This is a genomic window from Nonomuraea sp. NPDC005730 (assembly GCF_040630865.1).
GTDB lineage: Bacteria > Actinomycetota > Actinomycetes > Streptosporangiales > Streptosporangiaceae > Nonomuraea.
Genome location: NZ_JBEXYK010000001.1, coordinates 231,915 through 249,367, shown reverse-complemented (window position 1 = coordinate 249,367; position 17,453 = coordinate 231,915). Strand labels below are relative to the sequence as shown.

Here is a 17,453-nt window from a genome sequence, read left to right as displayed (position 1 = left end):
GGTGTGCCGGGCGGGCCCGCCTCCTAGCCTGGGTGTGTGAACGTGCGGAACCGGCCGGAGCTCGCCTGGCCCGGCGGGCGGCGGGCCGCGGCCGTGACGGCGCAGGCCGCGCTGGCGGTGACGGCCGTCGCCGTGCTGGTCTTCTGGGCCGGCCTGATCGCCGGCAGCTGGGGCGGCGGCTACTGGGTGTTCGACTGCGCGGCGGGCGCGGCGGTGTGCGCGCTGGCCCTGGCGCGCCGCCTGGCCCCGATGTGGACGGCCGCGGGCGGGCTGGCGGTGGCGGCCGTGGCCGTCCTGGTCGCCTCGTGGGCCGAGCTGCCGAACGAGCCCGGACCGGCCATGGCGCTGGGCCTGTCCGTGCTGGTCGGGTCGGCGGTCAGGACGCTTCCCGCGCGGCCGGCCTGCGCCGTCGCGGCCGGTGGGCTCGCGGTCGCCGCCGCGAGCGTGCCCGGGGCGCACAGCGGGGCCGTGGTGGGGCTCAACGTGGTCGGCTGGCTGGCCGCCCTGGGCGTCGGCGGCGGCCTGCGGCTGCTGGCGGCGCGCAGCCTGTCGGCCGCCGAGCGCGTCCGTCACGACGAGCGCCGCAGGCTCGCCAGGGAGCTGCACGACGTGGCCGCCCACCACCTGACCGGCATCGTCCTGCAGGCCCAGGCCGCCCGGCTGCTGGCCCGCAGGGGGTCAGGCCCGCTGGAGGAGTCGCTGGAGGACATCGAGGACGCCGGCACCGGAGCCCTGGCCGCGCTGCGCCGCGTCGTGGGCCTGCTGCGCGAGGCCGCCGACGACGTGCCGGGACCGCCCGGCCGGCTCACCGACCTGGTCGGCGGCTTCGACGGCCCGCCCGTGACCCTGCGCGCCCCCGGCGAGACGGAGGGCTGGCCGCCGGAGGTGACCAGCACCGTCTACCGGATCGTCCAGGAGTCGCTGACGAACGTCGCCCGCCACGCGGCCCGCGCCCGCGCGGTCACCGTCGAGGTCACCGGGCGGGACGGCGCGGTCGTGGTCGAGGTCGCCGACGACGCGCCGCCCGCGCCGCCGTCCCGGAGCCGCGGCGGCTACGGCCTGCTCGGCATGCGCGAACGCGTCGAGGCCCTCGACGGCACCCTGCGCGCCGGCCCCCGGCCGGAGGGCGGCTGGACGGTCCACGCCACCCTGCCACTCACGGGGCCACTCACGGGGCCACTCACGGGGCCAGTCGGGGGGCGGCGTTGACGATCGGCGTGCTGCTGGCCGACGACCAGGCGATGGTCCGCCGGGGCCTGCGGCTGATCCTGGAGGACCAGCCCGACATCCGCGTGGTGGCCGAGGCCCGGGACGGCGCGGAGGCCGTGGAGCTGGCCCGGCGGGTACGCCCCGACGTCTGCCTGGTGGACATCCTCATGCCCGGCATGGACGGCATCGCGGTCACCCGCGCCCTGGCCGGCGCCGGCGTGCCCGACCCGCTGCCGGTGGTCGTGGTCACCACCTTCGACCTGGACGAGTACGTCTACGACGCGCTGCGCTGCGGCGCGGCCGGGTTCGTGCTGAAGGACGCCGGCCCGGCCCTGCTCGCCGAGGCCGTACGGGCGGCCAGCACGGGGGACGCCCTGATCTCGCCGTCGATCACGCCGCGCCTGCTGGGCCGCCTGGCCAGGCGGGCGCCGCGCGCGACGGGAGCGGTGCACCCGCTGTCGGAGCGGGAGACCGACGTGGTGCGCGCCGTGGCCGCCGGACGCACCAACCAGGAGATCGCCGCCGCCCTGCACATCTCGCTGAGCACCGTGAAAGGCCACATCTCGGCCATCCTGGACAAGCTGGGCGTACGCAACCGGGTCGAGATCATCGCGTGGGCCTGGGAGAACGGGGTGGCGGGCTAGCTAGCCGCGGGCCGGAGGACGTCCCTCAGCGCGACTCGCCGCCCAGCCGCACGCTCGCGCGGGCGATGTCGGCCAGCGTGATGTCGGCCAGCATCATCTCCTCGTGGTCGCGCAGCGCGCTCCACACCTCGGCGAGCGGGCTGGCCACACCGGGATAACCGCCGTGGTCGCCGCCCTCGGAGACGCCTTCGACGATCAGCACGATGTCGGCGAGGGTGATCTCGCCGGCGGGCCTGGCCAGCCAGTAACCGCCGTCGGGGCCGCGCTGGCTGTGCAGCAGGCCCGCCCGGCGCAGCTGCAGCAGGATGTTGTCGAGGAACTTGCGGGGGATGCCCTGGGCCGTGGCGATCTTCTCGGCGGGCATGGGGCCCGGCGGCGCTGCGGCCAGCTCGGCCGCGGCGCGCAGGGCGTACTGGGTTCTGGCGGAGATCCGCATGGCCGTCTACTGCTCAGGTGCTCACCTGGTGCAGGCCCCAGCGGCGGCGCAGCGCGTCGTCCGCCACGCCGAAGACGCGGTCCACCACGATGCCGATGACCAGGATGACGATCATGGTGGCGAGCAGGCCGGGCGAGTCGGCCAGCTCGCGGGCGTAGTGGAGCTGCTCGCCCAGCGAGGCCTGGTTGGCGATGATGACCAGCAGCTCACCGGCCATCAATGAGCGCCAGGCGAACGCCCAGCCCTGCTTGAGCCCGGCCAGGAACGACGGCAGCGAGGCCGGCAGGATGACGTGCCGGTAGAGCGCGATCCGGCGGAAGCCGAGCATGTGCCCGGCGCGCAGCAGGATCGGCGGCGTGTAGTCCACCCCGGTGATCAGGCCATTGGCGATGGACGGCGCCGCGCCCAGCACCACCACGAACAGGATCGCGCTCTCCGACAGCCCGAACAGCAGGATGGCCAGCGGGAACCAGGCGATGGACGGCATCGTCTGGAGCCCGGTGATCAGCGAGCCCGTGGCGCGGCGCAGCGGCCCGATGCGCGAGACCAGCGCGCCGACGACCAGCCCGGCGGCGATCGCCAGGGCGAACCCGGTGACCGCGCGGCGCATGGTGACCGTCAGCGCGGTGTAGAACTCGGGGTCGCCGAGCCGGTGCCCGAGCTCGGCGAGCGTGGTGACCGGCCCGGCGAAGACGTACTCGGGCCACCAGCCCGCCCACACCACGGCCTGCCAGACGGCCAGCACGATGAGCACGGCCGTGGCGATCGGCCACAACCCCGCCCACAGCCGGGAGGCCAGGCCGGCGCGGTGGCCGGTGCCCAGCTCCAGCGCGTCGAGCCCGGCCAGCTGCTGGGCGTGGGTGTCCGTCGTCGTCATGCGGGCTCCTCCTGACGGGCGTGGCGCAGGACCTCCTGGCGGAGGCGGCCGGTGATCTCCCCCGCCAGCTCGGCCACCTCACCCGAGTCGGTACGGCGGGGCCGCGGCAGCGCGACGGGGAAGTCCTCGACCAGCCGCCCCGGCCGGCTGGACAGCAGCACGACCCGGTCGCCGAGCCGGACGGCCTCGCGCACGTTGTGGGTGACGAACAGGACCGACAGGGCGCGTTCCCGCCAGATGCGTTCGAGCTCGTCGTGCAGCAGGTCGCGGGTCATGGCGTCCAGGGCGCCGAAGGGCTCGTCCATCAGCAGCACGTCGGCGTCCTGGGCGAGCGCCCTGGCCAGGGCGACGCGCTGGCGCATGCCGCCGGACAGCTCGTGCGGCCGTTTCCTGCCGAACCCGCCCAGGTGGACGATGTCGAGGAACTCGGCGGCCCGGTCCCGGCGTTCCCGCTTGCTCACGCCCTTGGCGCGCAGCGCCATCTCGACGTTGGCCGAGACGGTCAGCCAGGGGAACAGCGCGGGTTCCTGGAACATGAGCGCGACGCGGTCGTCGTCCACGTCGATCCGGCCGGCCGTGGGCCGGTCGAGCCCGGCGACCAGCGACAGCAGCGTGCTCTTGCCGCAGCCGGACGCGCCGAGCAGGCAGACGAACTCGCCGGGCGCCACCGACAGCGAGACCTGGTCGAGGGCTTGCAGGGCCGTCCGGCCCTGACCGTAGAGCTTGGAGACGGCCTCCAGCCGGATCGCGGGGCTCTGCCCGTCGACCCGGCCGGTGACCTGCTCCGTGAGCGGAGCGGACATCGCGTGCGCCTCCTACTTGTCGGAGATGGCCTGCTGGCCCTTGGCGGCGAGGACCTCGTTGAGGACCTTGAGGTCGTAGATGCCGTTCAGGTCGACCGGGTCGAGGAGGCCGACCTTGGTCGCGTGCTCGGCGCTGCCCACCAGCGACGAGGCGATCGGGTCGTTGGTGAAGGTGATGTTCTTGAACGCGCTGTCCAGCACCTCGGGCTTGAGCGCCTTGCCGGTCAGCTTCTGCAGGGCGGCGTTGGCGGTCTGCGCGGCGCCGGCCGGGTCCTTCGCGATGACGTCGTTGGCCTCGACGTGCGCCTCGATCAGCTTCTTGAGCAGGTCGGGGTGCTCCTTGGCCCACTCCTGGCGGACGATGAGGTGGGTGATCACGAACTGCTTGTCCGGCCACAGGTCGCGCTCGTCGATCAGCACCTTGCCGCCGCTCTCCTTGATCAGGCGGCTGGCGAACGGCTCGGGCACCCAGGCGCCGTCGATGTCGCCGGTGGCGAAGGTCTGGATGGTCTGGGAGTTCTCCTGGGGCACGATCGAGACCTCGCCGCCGCCCTTGGTGTCGGTCTTGATGCCCTTCTCGGTCAGCCAGTAGCGCAGCGCGACGTCCTGGGTGTTGCCGAGCTGCGGAGTGGCGATCTTCTTGCCCTTGAGGTCCTCCACCGAGTTGATCCCGGGCTTGACCACGAGGAACACGCCGCCGGACGCCGCGCCGGCGACGATCTTGATGGCCTGGCCCTTCGACTTCGACCAGGCGTTGATGGCCGGGTTGGGGCCGACGTAGGTGGCGTCGATGGCGCCGGAGAACACTGCCTCGATCGCCGCCGGGCCGGCGTTGAACGTGCTGGTCTTCGGCGCGGTGCCGAGGTGCTTGGCGTAGATGCCCTTCTCCACGCCGACCAGGGCGGTGGCGTGGGTGATGTTGGGGAAGAAGCCCAGACGCACCTGCGTGGTGCCGGCTCCCCCGCTCTTCGCGCCGCTGTCCGCAGGGCTGCCGCTGCCCCCACAGGCGGCCGCCATGGTCGTGAGCGCCAGGGCGGCCAGGGTGGCCACCGATACGCGAACCCTGCGAGCGTTCATCTCTTCTCCCTATTTCCCACTTATTTAGTGGCTTTAGAGTGTTTATAGGAGGAAGAGAGGGCGCTCGTCAATCCCACGCTGGGTCACAGACTCTTCACGAAAGGCAGCGGGCCGCGTGCCGGACGGTCGTCCGGGTCGAAGCGCGGGGTGTAGCCGCCGGCCAGGTACAGGGCGACGGCCTCGGGCTGGCGGGGCCCGGTGGTCAGGTGGATGCGCAGGTAGCCGCGGCGGGCGGCCTCGCGTTCCAGCTCCCGTACGACGACCGCGCCGAGGCCGCGCCTGCGGTGGCCGGGATGCGTCCACACCCGCTTGAGCTCGGCCGTGTCGGCGTCGTAGCGGCGGAACGCCCCGCCCGCCACGGTCTCGCCGCCCACCACCAGGACGAGGAAGGCCCCGTCCGGCGGCGTGAACTCCTCGGCCGGGTACCGGTTCAGCTCGTCGTTGGCGCCGTACCGGCTGGTGTACTCCAGCGCGAGGTCCGCCAGCAGCGGCCGGACGGCGGGATCGTCCGGCGCGACCAGGCGGACCTCGAAGGCGGGCGCGCTCAACCGCTCTGCCTCGGCAGGCCCGGCGGGTTGACCCTGGACTCGGGGACCGCCTCGTTGCCCAGCCCCCACCGGTCGAGCACCTGCCGGTACGTCCCGTTCCCGATCACCGTGGCCAGCGCGTCGTGCACCGGCCCGACCAGGCCGTTGCCCTTCTTCGTCATCGCCGCGATGAGCCCCTGCAGGCCCGGCCCGGCGCCCGAGGCGGTGCCCACGATCCTGGAGCCGCCGCTGACCGCGACGTTGTAGGCGATGGTCGGGTTCGGGCCGAAGTACGCCTGCACGCGCCCCGACTTCAGGGCGAGCAGCACGTCGCCGTACTTCTGGTAGTAGAGGATCTCGACCGGTCTCAGGCCGGCCTTCCGGTTCCGGGCGTCCCAGTCGAGCAGGATCTTCTCCTGGTTGGTGCCCGAGCCGACCGAGACCCGCAGCCCGGCCACGTCGGCGGGCCCGGAGATCCTCCTGATCGGGCTGGAGCCGGGAACCTGCCAGGCGAGCTGGTCGATCCGGTACGTCGCGAAGTCGTAGACGTCCTTGCGCTCCTCGGTGACGGTGACGTTGTTGAACACGGCCTCGTACTTGCCGGACCTGGCCCCCAGGAACAGGTTCTCCCAGGAGGAGCTCTCCGGCTCCAGCTCCAGGCCGAGCACGTCCGCCACGAGCTGGGCGAGGTCGGTCTCCACGCCGATCAGCGTGACGTCGTCACTGGCCGGGAAGACCAGCGGCGGCGAGCTCTGGACGCTGAAGCCGACGGTGAGCCGGCCGTCCCGCGCGATCTCGGCGGGCACCCGGGCGGCGATGCTCGCCACCTTGCCGGTGCGCACCCGCTTCTGGTCGGGGCCGGTGTCGATGGCGCGGCCGGCGACCGCGGCCCCCTCGCCGGTTCTGGGGACGAGCGCGGGTTCGGCCGCGCAGGCGGTGACGGTGGCGGACAGGATCAGCAGGAGTGCGGGCACGGCGGTGAGACGCATGGGGTTCCTTGTGATCAGAGGACCTTGCCGAGGAAAGCGCGGGTGCGCTCGTGGCGCGGGGCGTCGAGGACCTGTGCGGCCGGGCCGCGCTCGACGATGCGGCCCTCGTCCATGAACACGACGGTGTCGGCCACCTCCCGGGCGAAGCCGATCTCGTGCGTGACGACGATCATGGTCGTGCCGCTGCGGGCCAGGTCCTTCATGACCTCCAGGACCTCGCCGACGAGCTCCGGGTCGAGGGCGGAGGTGGGCTCGTCGAACAGCACCACCTTGGGCTCCAGGGCCAGCGCCCTGGCGATGGCGACGCGCTGCTGCTGGCCGCCGGAGAGCGTGCGCGGGTAGGCCGCGGCCTTGCCGGCCAGCCCGACCCGGTCGAGCAGGCGGGCGGTCAGCGCGGCCACCTCGGCGGGCGGCCGGCGCTGGGCCGACAGCGGGGCCTCGGCGATGTTCTGGCTGACGGTGAGGTGCGGGAAGAGGTTGAAGTTCTGGAAGACGAAGCCGATGCTGGTGCGCTGGCGGAGGATCTCGCGTTCGGGCAGCTCGTACAGGTGGTCGCCGGCGCGCCGGTAGCCCAGCAGCTCGCCGTCGACGGTGACCGTCCCGCGTTCCACCTTCTCCAGGTGGTTGATCACGCGGAGCAGGGTGGACTTGCCCGAGCCGGACGGCCCGAGCACCACCGCCACCTCGCCCTGACGTACGCGCAGGTCGATGCCCTTGAGCACGTGCAGCGCGCCGAAGCTCTTGTGCACGCCGGCCAGTTCCACCATCATGAGCGGCCCCTGCCGTAGTGGCGCTCCAGGAAGTGCTGGCCGACCGAGAGCGTGGTCGTCAGGACGAGGTACCAGACGGTCGCGACCAGCAGCAGCGCCATCACCCTGCCGTTGCGGTTGTAGATCACCTGCACCTGGTAGAACAGCTCGGGCAGGGCCATGATGTAGACCACCGAGGTGCCCTTGACCAGGCTGACGATCTCGTTGCCGGCGTTCGGCACGATCGTCCGCATGGCCTGCGGCAGGATGATCCGGAAGAACCGGCGGGCCCTCGGCACGCCCAGCGCCGCCGCGGCCAGGCGCTGCCCCGGATCGACCGACAGCAGACCGCCGCGGACGATCTCGGCGGCGTAGGCCGCCTGGTGCAGCGCGAGCCCGAGCGCGGCGGCGGTGACCGGCCCGATCAGGTCCATCGTGCCGACGTCGAAGAAGGCGGGCCCGAACGGCACCCCGAACGACAACCTCGGGTACAGCAGCGCCAGGTTGTACCAGAACAGCAGTTGCAGGATCAGCGGCACCGAGCGGAACAGCCACACGTACCCCCAGGCCACCGAGGCCAGCAGCCGGTTGGCCGACAGGCGCATGAGGGCGAGCAGGGTGCCGAGCGCGAATCCGAGCCCGATACCCAGCCCGGTCAGCTCCAGCGTGAGCAGCACCGAGCGCAGGACCGAGGGCGCGAACAGGTACATGCCGACGACGTCCCACTCCCAGGCGGGGTTGGTGACCAGGGCGTTGGCCGCCATCGCCAGCAGCACCAGCACGCCGAGCGCGGCCACCGTCCGGGACGGTCGGCGGGCGGTCACGACCTTCGGCGCGGGCTCCTCCCGCCCGGCGGCGGGCACGGCCTCGGCCGTGTCATGCAGCGCCATGGCCCGCACGCACGTCGTCGTCACGCCCCTGACGCGCGGCCCCCGCGCGGGCGGCGTCGCGCCGGGCCACTTCCGCGCGGACGAGCGGGATGACGTGCCGGCCGAAGTCGACGGCGTCGTCCAGGATCGCGTAGCCGCGCGCCGAGAGGATCTCCACGCCCAGGTCGTGGTAGTCGAGCAGGGCCCGCGCCACCGTCTCCGGGGTGCCGACCAGGGCGGTGGAGTTGCCGGCGGCGCCGGTGGCCGCCGCGGTGGGCGTCCACAGGGCGCGGTCGTGCCGCTCTCCCCTGGCGGCCACCTCCAGCAGCCGCAGCGACCCGGCGTTCTGCGGCGGGCCCCCGGGACGCCGCCGCGGGTTCGCCCCGGCCTGCCGCAGTTCGCCCAGGATCCGGTGCGCCTTCTCCCAGGCCAGCTCCTCGGTGGGCGCGATGATCGGCCGGAAGGCCACCTGGATGCGCGGCACGTCGGCCCGCCCGGCCGCGCGGGCCGCCTCCTTGACCGAGGCGATCTGCTGCGCGGTCTCGGCCAGCGGCTCGCCCCACAGGCAGTAGACGTCGGCCTCGGCCCCGCCGGCCGCGTACGCCGCGGGCGACGAGCCGCCGAAGGAGACCTGGGGCCGCGGCCGCTGGACCGGGAAGACGTCGGAGACGAAGTCCCGGAAGGAGTAGTGGGCGCCCTCGTGGTCGAACGGCTCCCTGGAGGTCCACCCCTTCTTGACGATCCGGATGTACTCCCTGGTCCTGGCGTACCGCTCGTCCTTGGTCAGGACGTCCCCCTCCCTGCCCTGCTCGTGGTCGTTGCCGCCGGTGATGAAGTGCACGGTCAGGCGGCCGTCGCTGATCTGGTCGAGCGTGGCGAAGGTCTTGAGCGCGTACGTCGGGTACGACACGTTCGGCCGGTGGGCCAGCAGGATCCCCAGGTCCTCGACCCGGCCGGCGACGTACGCGGCCACCTGGGCCGGGTCGGGCGAGCCGGAGCCGTAGGCGAACAGCACCCGGTCCCAGCCGTGCTCCTGGTGGGCCCGCGCGAGCCGGAGCGTGTACTGCTTGTCGAAGGAGGGGCCCGAGCGGGGCGAGGTCTCCGAGCCGTCGTTGGTGCCACCGATACCGAGGAACTCCACAGGCATGTCGCGGCCTTTCTGGCGTCGTGAACGCCTTTCACCCCAGCACGGCGATCTTATTCCGTCAAGCCCTACCAATTTAGTTGGTTTTTATCTACGGTGGAGGCGTACGGAAGGAAGGACACCATGCCATCCCTGACCATCACCCCCGTCGCCGGCCGTGTAGGAGCCGAGATCACCGGTGTGCGGCTCGCGCCCGACCTGCACCCCGACGTCGTGGCCGAGCTCCGCCAGGCCCTCCTCACCCACAAAGTGATCTTCCTGCGCGGTCAGGAGCACCTCGACGAGCAGAGCCAGGTCGGCTTCGCCCGGCTGCTCGGCGAGCCGACCGCCGCCCATCCCACCGTGCCCGCGCTGCACGGCAACGCCCACATCCTGGACCTCGACTACAGCAACGGCCACAAGGTCGACCGCTGGCACACCGACGTGACCTTCGTGGACCGGCCGCCGCTGGCCTCGGTGCTGCGCGCGGTCGTCGTGCCGGAGGCGGGCGGCGACACGTTGTGGGCCAACACCGTCAGCGCGTACGAGAACCTGCCCGCCGAGCTGCGCGACCTGCTCGACCGGCTGCGCGCCGTGCACACCAACCAGTACGACTACGTCCGCACGGCCACGATCGACGAGCGCGCCCGCGAGCACGCCGAGGTGTTCGCCGCCACCCTGTTCGAGACCGAGCACCCGGTCGTGCGCGTGCACCCGGAGACCGGCGAGCGGTCGATCCTGCTCGGCGACTTCGCCAAGCGGCTGAGCGGCCTGTCGGGGCACGCCTCCGGCTCGATCATCCGGCTGGTCCAGGAGCACGTCACCGAGATGGAGAACACCGTCCGCTGGCGGTGGTCGCCCGGTGACGTGGCGATCTGGGACAACCGGGCCACCCAGCACCGCGTGGTGCACGACTTCGGCGACCGTCCCCGCCGCCTGCACCGGGTCACGATCGCCGGGGACGTGCCGGTGGGCGTGGACGGCCGGCCCAGCACCGCGCTGAGCGGTGACGCCGCGACCTACTCGCCGATCGCCGCCTGACCCTCCCCGGGGCTGCCCCGGCCACGAACGTCGCCGTGGCCGGGGCCTCGCGGATCGGCCGAAGCCAGTGCGGGCGGGGTTGGCTGGGCCCCGCCCGCACCTCCCATCCCCCACCTGAAAGGCACGCCCATGAGCACCGGCGAATCCCCCACCGGACGCGAGAGCCGCGTCGCGATCAACGAGGACTGGGCCGCCACGGCCGTCGGCCTGGTCCTGCTCGTCCTCGTCCTCACCGGCGTCATCCCCGTCGGGCTGGTGCCCTGATGAGCGCCGAGACCGTCACCGCCGACCGCGCGACCTGGCGAGGGGCGGCGCTCGGCGTCCTGGTCGTCCTCGTGCTGGCCGCCGCGACCCGGTTCCTGGAGAAGGGCGTGCCCGGCTGGTTCCCTGACTCCGGGCTCGCCAAGGCCGTCGAGTTCCCGATCTACGCGATCGCCCTCGGGCTGCTCGGCAACGCGCTGCTGACCGCAGCCGGGCTGCGGGAGCGGCTGGCCGGCGGGTTCCGCACCGAGTTCTTCATCAAGACCGGCCTGGTGCTGCTCGGCGCCTCCATCAACCTCAAGGTGATCGTGACCGCCGCCGGGCCGGCCGTGCTCCAGGCGATCGTGCTGATCAGCACGGTGTTCCTGTTCACCTGGTGGCTCGGCGGGCGGCTCGGGCTCGACGACCGGCTGCGCGCGCTGCTGTCGTCGGCCGTGTCCATCTGCGGGGTCAGCGCGGCCATCGCGGCGGCGGGGGCCGTCCAGGCCAGGAAGGAGCAGCTGGCCTACAGCGCGAGCCTGGTGATCGCGTTCGCGCTGCCGTCGATCTTCGTCCTGCCCGCCCTGGCCTCGGCGTTCGGGCTCCCTCCCGAGGTGGCGGGGGCCTGGATCGGCGGCAACATCGACACCACCGCCGCCGTCACCGCCGCCGGCACGATCGCGGGCGAGGACGCCCTGGCCATCGCCACGATCGTCAAGGTCACCCAGAACGCGCTCATCGGCGTCGTCGTGGTCGCGCTGACCGCCTGGTTCGCCTTCCGGGTCGAGCGGCGGGCGGACGCGGAGCGGCCGGGGGCGGCGGAGTTGTGGCGGCGCTTCCCGAAGTTCGTGCTCGGGTTCGTCGCCGCGTCCGTGATCGCCACCTGGTGGCTCACGACGGTCCCCGCGGGCGAGGGCAAGGCGGTCGTCGGGGTCGCCAACGATCTGCGGACCTGGTTCCTGATCCTGGCGTTCGTCAGCATCGGGCTGGAGTTCCGGGTGGCGGCGCTGCGTGCGGCCGGGTGGCGGCCGGTCGCCGTGTTCGCCGCCGCGACGGTGGTGAACGTGGTCGTCGCCCTGGCCCTGGCCCTGGCCCTGTTCTCCGGCTTCACCACCGGCTGACCGGGCGGCCGGCCGACCGGGCGTTCCCTTCGGGACAGGGCCGGTCGGGCGGCTTTCACCGCCGGGACAGGGCCTTGCCCGCGTAGGCGCGCACGTCGGCGTCGGTGTCGGCGAGCGCGTCCCGCAGGGCGGCGGCCACGTCCGGCGCCGCCGCCCACGGGGCCAGCGCGAGCACGGCGGCCTTGCGCACGTCGAGGTTGCCGTCCGACAGCGCCGCCACCAGCGGCGGCCCCGCCGTCCGCGGGTCGGCGGCGGCCAGGCAGCGCGCCGCTCCCACCCGCACCTCCCACGCCGGGTCCCGCAGCCCTCGTACGGCCTCCCGCTCCAGCGGCTCCCCCACCGAGCCCGACGCCTCCAGCGCGGCGGCCCGCACCAGCGGGTCGCCGTCCCCGGCCAACACCGCCAGCGCCGCGGACGGCTTCCCGACCGCCCCGATGCCCTTGGCCACCCAGACGCGCACCTCCCGGGAGGCATCGCCGGCCGCCTGGGCCAGCAGGCCGGGCTCGTCCAGCGAGACCAGCCCGCGGACGGCCGCGATCCGCACCCGGTGGTCGCCGTCCGCGAGGGCGGCCGCGAACACCGGCGTGCCGCCGAGCCGCAGCGCGCGCAGCACGTCCAGGACCGCGGCGCGGACCAGGGCGTCGCCGCCGGTCAGCGCGCCGGTCAGCGCGCGGCCCAGCTCCGGGGTGGCCGGCAGCACCTCGACCAGCTCCACCAGGCCGGTCGCGGCGGCCCTGCGCACGGTGCCGTGCGGGTCGGCGAGCGCGGCGGCCAGGGCGGCGCCCGTCCCGTCCGGCACGGTCTCGGTGAGGGTGGCGATGGCGGCCCTGCGCACCTTGGGGTCGGGGTCGGCGAGGTAGGGGGCGAGGTCTTCGGCGGACGGCTGCTCCTCGGCCAGCCGGTTCAGCTCCAGGATGCGCGGTGAACGGCCGACGGCGGCGCGTCCGCGACGTGCCCGCGGCGCCCGTCGCACGGCGGCGGTGGCCGCGACCTCCAGCGTCACCGGCTCGGCGGCGACGGGCGCGAACTCCTCGACGGGCACCAGGTAGGGCTCGACGGGCCGCTTGACGAACTCCGTCGCGCCGTCCGCGCGTCTGCGCAGGTTGAGATGGAACAGCCAGCCCGCGTCGTCGCGGCCGGGCAGGTCGGCGCGCTCGTGATAGAGCCCCCACCGGCTCTCGGTACGGGTCAGCGAGGCGCGCGTGGCCAGCTCCGCGCAGTCGCGGATGAAGTCCACCTCGACGCAGCGCATCAGCTCGTGCGGCGTCCGCCCGCCCATGGAGGCGATCTCCGCCCGCATCCGCTCGAACGACTCCAGCGCGATCTCCAGTTTCGCCCCCGTCTTGGGCGGGGCCACGTAGTCGTTGACGAAACGGCGCAGCTTGTACTCCACCTGCTGCTGCGGCGGCCCGTCCGGGTTGCGCAGCGGCCGGTAGACCAGCTCGTGGGCGGCGGCCACCTGGTCCTGCGGCAGGGGCGGCCCGGAGGCTCCGTGGTGGGCGGCGGCGTGCTCCCCGGCCAGGTCGCCGAAGACGAACGCGCCGATCATGTAATTGTGCGGCACGCAGGCCAGGTCGCCCGCCGCGTACAGGCCGGGGACGGTGGTCGCGCCGTGCTCGTCCACCCACACGCCCGACGCCGAGTGACCGCCGCACAGGCCGATCTCCGAGATGTGCATCTCCACGTCGTGGCTGCGGTAGTCGTGGCCGCGCCCGGCGTGGAAGGTGCCGCGGGTGGGGCGCTCGGTCGAGTGCAGGATGCCCTCGATGGCGCTCACGGTCTCGTCGGGGAGATGGGAGAGCTTGAGGTAGATGGGCCCCCTGGCCGAGGCGATCTCGGCGGAGACCTCGGCCATCATCTGGCCCGACCAGTAGTCGGAGTCGACGAACCGCTCCCCCCGGTTGTTGACCTGGTACCCGCCGAACGGGTTGGCCACGTACGCGCAGGCCGGGCCGTTGTAGTCCTTGATCAGCGGATTGATCTGGAAACATTCGAGGCCGCTCAGCTCGGCCCCGGCGTGGTAGGCCATGGCGTAGCCGTCCCCGGCGTTGGCCGGGTTCTCGTAGGTGCCGTAGAGGTAGCCGCTGGCGGGCAGGCCGAGCCGGCCGCAGGGGCCGGTGGCCAGGATCACCGCTCCCGCGCTCACGGTGACGAACCGCCCGGAACGGGTGTCGAACCCGGCCACGCCGACCGCCCGTCCCTGCGAGGTGAGCACCCTGACCGGCATGACCCGGTTCTCGATGCGCACCTTGTCGCGGATGTGCCGCTGCCGCAGCACCCGGTAGAGCACCTTCTTGACGTCCTTGCCCTCGGGCATCGGCAGGACGTAGCTGCCCGAGCGGTGGACCCGGCGGACGGCGTACTCGCCGTGCTCGTCCTTCTCGAACTTCACGCCGTAGCGTTCCAGACGGCGGACCATGGCGTGGCCCCTGGTCGCGGTCTGGTAGACGGTCTTCTGGTTGACGACGCCGTCGTTCGCCCTGGTGATCTCGGCGACGTAGTCCTCGGGGGTGGCCTTGCCGGGGATGACCGCGTTGTTGACGCCGTCCATGCCCATGGCCAGGGCACCGCTGTGCCGTACGTGGGCCTTCTCCAGCAGCAGCACCCGCGCGCCGCGCTCGGCGGCGGTGATCGCGGCCATGGTGCCCGCGGTGCCGCCGCCGACGACGAGCACCTCGCACTCCAGGTGCAGGCGGTCCTCGATCGGGGGGATCTCCATTCACAACTCCTTGAGGATCTGGTCGCGCAGGACCGCCCGGTCCGCGCCGGGCTCGCGGGGGCCGGGCACCTCGATCACCGCGCGGACGCCGCCGTGGCCGAGCACCACGACCCGGTCGGCGAGCAGGAGCGCCTCCTCCACGTCGTGGGTGACGAAGACGACCGTGGCGCGGGTGTCGCGCAGCACGTCGAGCAGGAGCGCCTGCATGCCGGCGCGGGTCTGGGCGTCGAGGGCGCCGAACGGCTCGTCCATCAGGACCGCGCGCGGCGTCCCGGCCAGCGCGCGGGCGAGCTGAACGCGCTGGCGCATGCCGCCGGACAGCTCGCGGGGCAGCCGGTCGCCGTGCCCGGCCAGGCCGACGCGGGCCAGCCACTCCTCGGCCGCCGCCCGCCGCTCGCGCCTGGGCAGCCCGCGGATGCGCAGCGGCAGCTCCACGTTGCGCCGGACGGTACGCCAGGGCAGCAGGGCGTCGTCCTGGAAGACCATCGACCGGTCGGGCGAGGTGGCGGCGATCTCCGTCCCGCCGGCCACGATCCGGCCGGCGTACGGGCGCAGCAGCCCGGCCAGCGCCCGCAGCAACGTGGACTTGCCCGACCCGGACGCGCCGACCACGACCAGCACCTCACCGGGGCGCACGGCCAGGTCGACCTGGCGCAGGACCGGCTCGCGGGCGTACCCGAGCGACAGGGACTCCAGCGTGATGCCGAGCGTCATGACCGGCCTCCTCCGGCGCGCGGCAGCCACCGCGTCGCCCTGCGCCCGGCCAGCTCGACGGCGGCCGAGGTGAGCCAGCCGAGCAGGCCGATGGTGATCATGCCGACGATGACCGCCGGGTAGTCGACGATCGTGTACGACATCCAGGTGCGGTAGCCGACGCCGAACTCGCCGGAGATCATCTCGGCCGAGATCACGCAGATCCATGCGACGCCCATGCCGACGGACAGCCCGCCGAAGACGCCGGGGAGCACCCCGGGCAGCACGACGTTCACCAGCACGTGACGGCGCCGGCCGCCGAGCGTCCTGACCGCGTCCTCCCACAGGGTGGGCAGCGCCCGCACGGCGTGGCGGGTGCTCACCATGACCGGGAAGAAGGCGGCGGTGAACGTGATGAACACGATGCCCTGCTCGTCGGCCGGGAACAGCAGGATCGCCATGGGGACCAGCGCGATGGCCGGTACGGGACGGACCGCTTCGAGCAGCGGGCCGAGCACGTCGCCCGTCCTCGGCGACCTGGCCACCAGCACGCCGACGGCGACCCCGGCCACGGCGGCCAGGCCGAAGCCGGTGAGGATCCTGATCAGGCTCTGGAGGAGGTCCAGGTAGTAGGTGCGGGTGGCGAGCTGGCGGGCGGCCTGGGCGGCGATCTCGTCCAGGCTGGGGAGCCGGTCGAAGCGCAGCCACAGGCGGGCGTCGGTGACGGTGAGCGACTGCCACACCCCCGCGGCCACCGTCACCGAGGCGGCCCTGACCGCCCACCGCGCCCCTTTCCCGCCCCGCGGGCCGGGCTCCTTCCGGGGAACGACGGCACCCGCTTCAGCAGACGCGCCCACGGCGGCCGGTGGGGTGGCGGGTGGGGTGGCCGGCGGGGCGGCCGGCGGGGTCTCGGTGCTGGTCATCGGGGGTCGCCGGCCTTTCTGGCGGCCTTCAGGGCGGCCTCGTAGGTGACGGGCCGGGTCCTGGGGTGGGCCTCGCGGTAGGCGTCGGCGCCGTCCTCCGTGGTGAACGGCAGCAGGCGGCCGGTGGGGGCGGCGGCCGGGTCCTCCAGCCACACCGAGCGGTCGGCGAACCACCGGGTGCCGGTCGCCGCGTCCGGGACGTACGCCGCGCGCACCTTCCCCCCGGCCCCGGCGACCTGCCGGAGCAGGCACGTGGGCGTGGCCGCGGGACGGGTGTCCCGCTCGCCGGTCAGCCAGAGCTCGGAGGCCGTCCGCGGATCGCCGGCCGGGATGCCGCAGGCGGCGTCGTTCCCGGTGACGGCGGCCGGGTTGGTGGTCGAGGCCCGGTCGGCGTCGTAGGCGGGCCCGTACGCCCTGCGCAGGTAGGTGTCGTCGACGAAGGAGGCGACGTCCACGCCGGAGAAGTCAGGGCTGATCCGCTTGAGGTAGGTCACGTCGTGCTCGTGCGCTGCCTGGAGCCGCTGCTTCAGCGTGACGTCGAAGGTGGCGATGCCGCCCCGCCCGTTGTAGAGGTAGACCACCTCGGGCGGGAGCCCGGTCGCGGCGGCCACCGACTCGGCCGCCGCCAGCGGGTGTTCGTGCAGGTAACGGGTGGCGTCGATCTGGGCCTTGAGAAAGGCGTCCACGACCTGCGGGTGCTCCTTCGCGTACGCCTGCCGCACCACCACGCCGTGGAAGGTCGGCACGTCCAGCGCGGAGCCGTCGTACAGCAGGCGGCCCTTGCCCTGGAAGGCGAGCAGGCCGGGCCAGGCCACGAACTGGGCGTACCCCTGGACGCCGCCCGACTCCAGTTGCGCGGCCCCGACCGCGGGCTGGTGGTTGACCGTCTCCACGTCCGTGACGCCCGCCTTCTCCAGGGCCTGGACCAGCGTCCCGTGCCCGGCGGAGCCGACGCTTGCCGAGACCTTGGCCCCGGCGAGGTCGGCCAGGGTCCTGGCCTTGGACGCGGGCGGCACGAGCACCATGTTCAGCCCGCCGCGCAGGTTGTAGCCGGTGATGGAGACCAGCTCGGTGCGCGCCTCCGGGACGGCCTGCGTGCGGGCGGCGTTGATGAGCAGCGGGTAGTCGCCCATCGAACCGATGTCGATCTTCCCGGCGACCATCTTGGCGGTGATGGGCGCGCCCGTGTCGTAGTCCTGCCATTCGACCGCGTACCCGGGGCCGAGCCTGTTCTCCAGGTAGCCGAGCGAGCGCAGCAGCGTGCCCGCGGTCACGGTGTTGATGGTCTTGGACTGGTAGCCGACGACGATCCTGATCCGGTCCTCGCCGCCGGTCGCGCCGGAGACCGAGCAGCCGGCCGCCGTCAGCGCGACGGCCGTCAGCGCGGCCGCCGTCAGAGCCTTACGCAGCATC

General features: G+C 73.5%; 18 protein-coding genes. 5 read left to right on the top strand and 13 right to left on the bottom strand.

Features of this window, described 5'->3' with window-relative positions:
- Window positions 1-36: 36 nt before the first annotated feature.
- Window positions 37-1,209 (top strand): histidine kinase, encoded by a 1,173-nt coding sequence (locus ABZ444_RS01135; RefSeq protein ID WP_357990900.1) that lies wholly within the window; start codon window positions 37-39, stop codon window positions 1,207-1,209.
- Window positions 1,206-1,853 (top strand): response regulator transcription factor, encoded by a 648-nt coding sequence (locus ABZ444_RS01130; protein ID WP_357990897.1) that lies wholly within the window; start codon window positions 1,206-1,208, stop codon window positions 1,851-1,853. The genes ABZ444_RS01135 and ABZ444_RS01130 overlap by 4 nt, the downstream gene beginning before the upstream one ends.
- A 25-nt stretch (window positions 1,854-1,878) precedes the next feature.
- Here ABZ444_RS01130 and ABZ444_RS01125 read toward each other — a convergent pair whose 3' ends face one another.
- The 9 genes from ABZ444_RS01125 to ABZ444_RS01085 form a co-directional block, all read right to left on the bottom strand.
- A complete protein-coding gene (locus tag ABZ444_RS01125; protein WP_357990894.1) occupies window positions 1,879-2,289 on the bottom strand; it encodes an Rrf2 family transcriptional regulator in 411 nt (136 codons plus the stop codon).
- Between the two features lie 13 nt (window positions 2,290-2,302).
- Complete coding sequence (locus tag ABZ444_RS01120; RefSeq protein WP_357990891.1) at window positions 2,303-3,166, bottom strand: ABC transporter permease; 864 nt, start codon at window positions 3,164-3,166, stop codon at window positions 2,303-2,305.
- Window positions 3,163-3,969, bottom strand: a complete 807-nt coding sequence (locus ABZ444_RS01115; RefSeq protein ID WP_357990888.1) for an ABC transporter ATP-binding protein — start codon at window positions 3,967-3,969, stop codon at window positions 3,163-3,165. Before ABZ444_RS01115 ends, ABZ444_RS01120 begins: the two co-directional genes overlap by 4 nt.
- A 12-nt stretch (window positions 3,970-3,981) precedes the next feature.
- Window positions 3,982-5,046: an ABC transporter substrate-binding protein gene (locus ABZ444_RS01110; protein ID WP_357990885.1), complete on the bottom strand. Its 1,065-nt coding sequence runs from the start codon at window positions 5,044-5,046 to the stop codon at window positions 3,982-3,984.
- A gap of 83 nt (window positions 5,047-5,129) precedes the next feature.
- The gene (locus tag ABZ444_RS01105; RefSeq protein ID WP_357970610.1) at window positions 5,130-5,594 is read right to left on the bottom strand and encodes a GNAT family N-acetyltransferase; all 465 of its coding nucleotides are present in this window, start codon (window positions 5,592-5,594) and stop codon (window positions 5,130-5,132) included.
- On the bottom strand, window positions 5,591-6,562 hold the full coding sequence (locus tag ABZ444_RS01100; protein ID WP_357990882.1) for an ABC transporter substrate-binding protein: 972 nt from the start codon (window positions 6,560-6,562) through the stop codon (window positions 5,591-5,593). The genes ABZ444_RS01105 and ABZ444_RS01100 overlap by 4 nt, the downstream gene beginning before the upstream one ends.
- 14 nt (window positions 6,563-6,576) lie before the next feature.
- Window positions 6,577-7,332, bottom strand: a complete 756-nt coding sequence (locus tag ABZ444_RS01095; protein ID WP_357970605.1) for an amino acid ABC transporter ATP-binding protein — start codon at window positions 7,330-7,332, stop codon at window positions 6,577-6,579.
- On the bottom strand, window positions 7,329-8,201 hold the full coding sequence (locus ABZ444_RS01090; protein ID WP_357990879.1) for an amino acid ABC transporter permease: 873 nt from the start codon (window positions 8,199-8,201) through the stop codon (window positions 7,329-7,331). The genes ABZ444_RS01095 and ABZ444_RS01090 overlap by 4 nt, the downstream gene beginning before the upstream one ends.
- Window positions 8,188-9,327 carry an LLM class flavin-dependent oxidoreductase gene (locus ABZ444_RS01085; protein ID WP_357990876.1) on the bottom strand — a complete coding sequence of 380 codons (1,140 nt, stop codon included), beginning with the start codon at window positions 9,325-9,327 and terminating at the stop codon, window positions 8,188-8,190. Before ABZ444_RS01085 ends, ABZ444_RS01090 begins: the two co-directional genes overlap by 14 nt.
- A 120-nt stretch (window positions 9,328-9,447) precedes the next feature.
- Between ABZ444_RS01085 and ABZ444_RS01080 the strand changes: the two genes are divergently transcribed.
- The 3 genes from ABZ444_RS01080 (at window position 9,448) to ABZ444_RS01070 (ending at window position 11,705) form a co-directional block, all read left to right on the top strand.
- On the top strand, window positions 9,448-10,344 hold the full coding sequence (locus tag ABZ444_RS01080; RefSeq protein WP_357990873.1) for a TauD/TfdA family dioxygenase: 897 nt from the start codon (window positions 9,448-9,450) through the stop codon (window positions 10,342-10,344).
- Window positions 10,345-10,473: 129 nt separating this feature from the next.
- Entirely contained in the window at window positions 10,474-10,608 is a 135-nt protein-coding gene (locus ABZ444_RS01075) for a hypothetical protein (RefSeq protein WP_352330037.1), read from the top strand.
- Window positions 10,608-11,705 carry a putative sulfate exporter family transporter gene (locus ABZ444_RS01070; protein WP_357990870.1) on the top strand — a complete coding sequence of 366 codons (1,098 nt, stop codon included), beginning with the start codon at window positions 10,608-10,610 and terminating at the stop codon, window positions 11,703-11,705. Before ABZ444_RS01075 ends, ABZ444_RS01070 begins: the two co-directional genes overlap by 1 nt.
- 55 nt (window positions 11,706-11,760) lie before the next feature.
- Here the strand turns inward: ABZ444_RS01070 and ABZ444_RS01065 are convergent, their stop codons facing one another.
- Genes ABZ444_RS01065 through ABZ444_RS01050 form a run of 4 tightly spaced genes read right to left on the bottom strand, consistent with a single transcriptional unit; the run spans window position 11,761 to window position 17,452 of the window.
- Window positions 11,761-14,424: a fumarate reductase/succinate dehydrogenase flavoprotein subunit gene (locus ABZ444_RS01065; RefSeq protein WP_357990867.1), complete on the bottom strand. Its 2,664-nt coding sequence runs from the start codon at window positions 14,422-14,424 to the stop codon at window positions 11,761-11,763.
- Complete coding sequence (locus tag ABZ444_RS01060) at window positions 14,425-15,138, bottom strand: ABC transporter ATP-binding protein (RefSeq protein WP_357990864.1); 714 nt, start codon at window positions 15,136-15,138, stop codon at window positions 14,425-14,427.
- The gene (locus tag ABZ444_RS01055; protein WP_357990861.1) at window positions 15,135-16,040 is read right to left on the bottom strand and encodes an ABC transporter permease; all 906 of its coding nucleotides are present in this window, start codon (window positions 16,038-16,040) and stop codon (window positions 15,135-15,137) included. The genes ABZ444_RS01060 and ABZ444_RS01055 overlap by 4 nt, the downstream gene beginning before the upstream one ends.
- Window positions 16,037-17,452 (bottom strand): ABC transporter substrate-binding protein, encoded by a 1,416-nt coding sequence (locus tag ABZ444_RS01050; protein WP_357990858.1) that lies wholly within the window; start codon window positions 17,450-17,452, stop codon window positions 16,037-16,039. Before ABZ444_RS01050 ends, ABZ444_RS01055 begins: the two co-directional genes overlap by 4 nt.
- Between the last annotated feature and the right edge of the window lies 1 nt (window position 17,453).

What these genes read in the sequence shown, in the direction of transcription:
- ABZ444_RS01125 (WP_357990894.1), bottom strand. Translation starts at nt 2,289, where the DNA reads ATGCGGATCTCCGCCAGAACCCAGTACGCCCTGCGCGCCGCGGCCGAG.
- ABZ444_RS01120 (WP_357990891.1), bottom strand. Translation starts at nt 3,166, where the DNA reads ATGACGACGACGGACACCCACGCCCAGCAGCTGGCCGGGCTCGACGCG.
- ABZ444_RS01115 (WP_357990888.1), bottom strand. Translation starts at nt 3,969, where the DNA reads ATGTCCGCTCCGCTCACGGAGCAGGTCACCGGCCGGGTCGACGGGCAG.
- ABZ444_RS01110 (WP_357990885.1), bottom strand. Translation starts at nt 5,046, where the DNA reads ATGAACGCTCGCAGGGTTCGCGTATCGGTGGCCACCCTGGCCGCCCTG.
- ABZ444_RS01100 (WP_357990882.1), bottom strand. Translation starts at nt 6,562, where the DNA reads ATGCGTCTCACCGCCGTGCCCGCACTCCTGCTGATCCTGTCCGCCACC.
- ABZ444_RS01095 (WP_357970605.1), bottom strand. Translation starts at nt 7,332, where the DNA reads ATGATGGTGGAACTGGCCGGCGTGCACAAGAGCTTCGGCGCGCTGCAC.
- ABZ444_RS01090 (WP_357990879.1), bottom strand. Translation starts at nt 8,201, where the DNA reads ATGGCGCTGCATGACACGGCCGAGGCCGTGCCCGCCGCCGGGCGGGAG.
- ABZ444_RS01085 (WP_357990876.1), bottom strand. Translation starts at nt 9,327, where the DNA reads ATGCCTGTGGAGTTCCTCGGTATCGGTGGCACCAACGACGGCTCGGAG.
- ABZ444_RS01080 (WP_357990873.1), top strand. Translation starts at nt 9,448, where the DNA reads ATGCCATCCCTGACCATCACCCCCGTCGCCGGCCGTGTAGGAGCCGAG.
- ABZ444_RS01075 (WP_352330037.1), top strand. Translation starts at nt 10,474, where the DNA reads ATGAGCACCGGCGAATCCCCCACCGGACGCGAGAGCCGCGTCGCGATC.
- ABZ444_RS01070 (WP_357990870.1), top strand. Translation starts at nt 10,608, where the DNA reads ATGAGCGCCGAGACCGTCACCGCCGACCGCGCGACCTGGCGAGGGGCG.
- ABZ444_RS01065 (WP_357990867.1), bottom strand. Translation starts at nt 14,424, where the DNA reads ATGGAGATCCCCCCGATCGAGGACCGCCTGCACCTGGAGTGCGAGGTG.
- ABZ444_RS01060 (WP_357990864.1), bottom strand. Translation starts at nt 15,138, where the DNA reads ATGACGCTCGGCATCACGCTGGAGTCCCTGTCGCTCGGGTACGCCCGC.
- ABZ444_RS01055 (WP_357990861.1), bottom strand. Translation starts at nt 16,040, where the DNA reads ATGACCAGCACCGAGACCCCGCCGGCCGCCCCGCCGGCCACCCCACCC.
- ABZ444_RS01050 (WP_357990858.1), bottom strand. Translation starts at nt 17,452, where the DNA reads ATGCTGCGTAAGGCTCTGACGGCGGCCGCGCTGACGGCCGTCGCGCTG.